General features: G+C 69.2%; 2 protein-coding genes. One reads left to right on the top strand and one right to left on the bottom strand.

What is annotated here, in order from left to right; genetic code table 11:
* Nucleotides 1–111: 111 nt before the first annotated feature.
* On the top strand, nt 112–438 hold the full coding sequence (locus CCN35_RS19855) for an antibiotic biosynthesis monooxygenase family protein (protein WP_067398863.1): 327 nt from the start codon (nt 112–114) through the stop codon (nt 436–438).
* Nucleotides 439–615: 177 nt separating this feature from the next.
* Here CCN35_RS19855 and CCN35_RS19850 read toward each other — a convergent pair whose 3' ends face one another.
* Nucleotides 616–2,898, bottom strand: coding sequence for a (Fe-S)-binding protein (locus CCN35_RS19850; protein WP_067398860.1), 2,283 nt, complete (start codon nt 2,896–2,898; stop codon nt 616–618).
* Between the last annotated feature and the right edge of the window lie 163 nt (nt 2,899–3,061).

Below are 3,061 nucleotides of genomic sequence, written 5' to 3'. Positions count from 1 at the left end.
CCCCCGGGAGAGGAGGGAGGGGTGTTCCCGGGAGAGGAGGGAGGGGTGTTCCCGAGAGAGGAGGCGGAGGTGCCGAGTGGCGGGGCGGCCGTCGGCGGGCAGGATGGGACCATGAGCGTAGTCAAGATCAATGTGCTGACCGTGCCCCCCGAGCAGCGCGAGACGCTGGAGAAGCGGTTCGCCTCCCGGGCCCACGCCGTCGAGAACTCCGACGGGTTCGAGTGGTTCGAGCTTCTGCGCCCCGTCGAGGGCACCGACACCTACCTCGTCTACACGCGCTGGCGCGACGAGGAGTCGTTCCGGGCCTGGATGGAGGGGCCGATGAAGGCCGCGCACCACGGCACGGCCGAGGGCGGGGAGCGGCCCCGGCCCGCGGCCACGGACGCCACCCTGTGGTCCTTCGAGGTGGTGCAGCAGGCCGGGCCCAAGGGCGCCTGAGCGCCGGAAGGCCGAGGGCGCCCGGGCGCCGTCCGGGAGACCCGTCCGCGGGAACTGCCCGGGAGGAGCGGGGACTGCCCCGGGACGAGGACGCCCCCGGCGTCCGTACGGCGGGTTGCGGTACGGACGCCGGGGGCGTCGTGCGTTCGGGGCCGGGCGGCCCGGCCGGCTCGGGGCCTACTTCACCGGCTCGGGCTCCGGCTCGCTCTCGCTCTTCTCCTCGCCCGCCGGGTCGGCCGGGGTCTTGACGGAGTCGAGCAGCAGCTGGGCGACGTCCACGACCTGGACGGACTCCTTGGCCTTGCCGTCGTTCTTCTTGCCGTTGACGGAGTCGGTGAGCATGACGAGGCAGAACGGGCAGGCGGTGGAGACGATGTCGGGGTCGAGGGAGAGGGCCTCGTCGACGCGCTCCTCGTTGATGCGCTTGCCGATCCGCTCCTCCATCCACATCCGCGCGCCGCCGGCGCCGCAGCAGAAGCCGCGCTCCTTGTGGCGGTGCATCTCCTCGTTCCTGAGGCCGGGCACCTTGCCGATGATCTCCCGCGGCGGGGTGTAGATCCGGTTGTGGCGGCCCAGGTAGCACGGGTCGTGGTAGGTGATGATGCCCTCGACCGGCGTGACCGGGACGAGCTTGCCCTCGTCGACGAGGTGCTGGAGCAGCTGGGTGTGGTGGATGACCTCGTAGTCGCCGCCGAGCTGCGGGTACTCGTTGGCGAGGGTGTTGAGGCAGTGCGGGCAGGTGGCGACGATCTTCTTCGCCGACTTCGGCTTGCGCGACTCGGGAGTGACGTTGCCCTCGTCGTCCGTCTCCTCGCCGAAGGCGGCGTTCAGCGTCGCGACGTTCTCCATGCCGAGCTCCTGGAACAGGGGCTCGTTGCCCAGGCGGCGGGCGGAGTCACCGGTGCACTTCTCGTCGCCGCCCAGGATCGCGAACTTCACGCCCGCGATGTGCAGCAGCTCGGCGAAGGCCTTGGTGGTCTTCTTGGCGCGGTCCTCCAGGGCGCCCGCGCAGCCGACCCAGTACAGGTACTCGACCTCGGAGAGGTCCTCGATGTCCTTGCCGACGATCGGGACCTCGAAGTCGACCTCCTTGGTCCACTGCAGACGCTGCTTCTTGGCCAGGCCCCAGGGGTTGCCCTTCTTCTCCAGGTTCTTCAGCATCGTGCCCGCCTCCGAGGGGAAGCTGGACTCGATCATCACCTGGTAGCGGCGCATGTCGACGATGTGGTCGATGTGCTCGATGTCGACCGGGCACTGCTCGACGCAGGCGCCGCAGGTGGTGCAGGACCACAGCACGTCCGGGTCGATGACGCCGCCTTCCTCGGCGGTGCCGATCAGCGGGCGCTCGGCCTCGGCCAGCGCGCTGGCGGGCACGTCCTTGAGCTGCTCGGCGGAGGCCTTCTCCTCGCCCTCCATGGTCTTGCCGCCGCCGGCCAGCAGGTAGGGGGCCTTGGCGTGGGCGTGGTCGCGCAGCGACATGATCAGCAGCTTCGGCGACAGCGGCTTGCCGGTGTTCCAGGCGGGGCACTGCGACTGGCAGCGGCCGCACTCGGTGCAGGTGGAGAAGTCCAGCAGGCCCTTCCAGGAGAAGTGCTCGACCTGGGAGACGCCGAAGACGTCGTCCTCGCCGGGGTCGCTGAAGTCGATCGGCTTGCCGCCGGAGGTCATCGGCTGCAGGGCGCCCAGGGCGGTCTCACCGGTGGCGTTGCGCTTGAACCAGATGTTGGGGAAGGCCAGGAAGCGGTGCCAGGCCACGCCCATGTGGGTGTTCAGCGAGACCACGATCATCCAGATGAACGAGGTGCTGATCTTGATCATGGCCACCAGGTAGACCAGGTTCTGCAGCGTGGCCGTGCTCAGACCGTCGAAGGCGAGGACCAGCGGGTAGGAGGCGAAGTACGAGGCCTGGTAGCCGTCCACGTGGTGCAGGGCGCCCTCCAGGCCGCGCAGCACGTAGATCGCCAGGCCGATGGTGAGGATGACGTACTCGACGAAGTACGCCTGCCAGGCGGTGGAGCCCGCGAAGCGGGACTTGCGGCCGGCCTTCGAGGGCAGGCTCAGCAGGCGGATCACCATCAGCACGACGATGCCGATCACCGTCATGGCGCCGATGAACTCGATGTACATCTCGAACGGCAGGAAGCCGCCGAGCACCGGCAGGGTCCAGTCGGCCTGGAACAGCTGGCCGTAGGCCTGTGCCAGGGTGGGCGGCAGGGTCAGGAACCCGATCGCCACGAACCAGTGGGCGATGCCCACGATGCCCCACCGGTTCATCCGGGTGTGACCGAGGAACTCCTTCACCAGGGTCACGCTGCGCTGGTAGGGGTTGTCGGTCCGCGAGCCGGCGGGAACGGGCTGGCCCAGCCGGAAGTACCGGACGAACTGGCCGATGGCACGGGCGAGCAGCGCGACGCCGACCACGGTCAGCACCAGCGACACGATGATCGCGACGAGTTGCATGGGGGCTCCTGGGGCGGCCTCGAAATTACTAAGCGGTAACTTATGTAGTTCGTCTGAGACTACCCCCATCTTCCGTCGCAATGCAGCCGACTGCGGGGTGATCTGGGTCGCTGAGGGTTGCCTGAGCGCCCGCCGGGCCGGTCCGGCGGGCGCTCAGGCAACC

Origin of the sequence: Streptomyces thermovulgaris, assembly GCF_002155915.1 — a bacterium.
Classification (GTDB): domain Bacteria; phylum Actinomycetota; class Actinomycetes; order Streptomycetales; family Streptomycetaceae; genus Streptomyces; species Streptomyces thermovulgaris.
The sequence above is the reverse complement of the archived record's forward strand: the minus strand, read 5'-3'. Positions and strand labels throughout refer to the sequence as shown.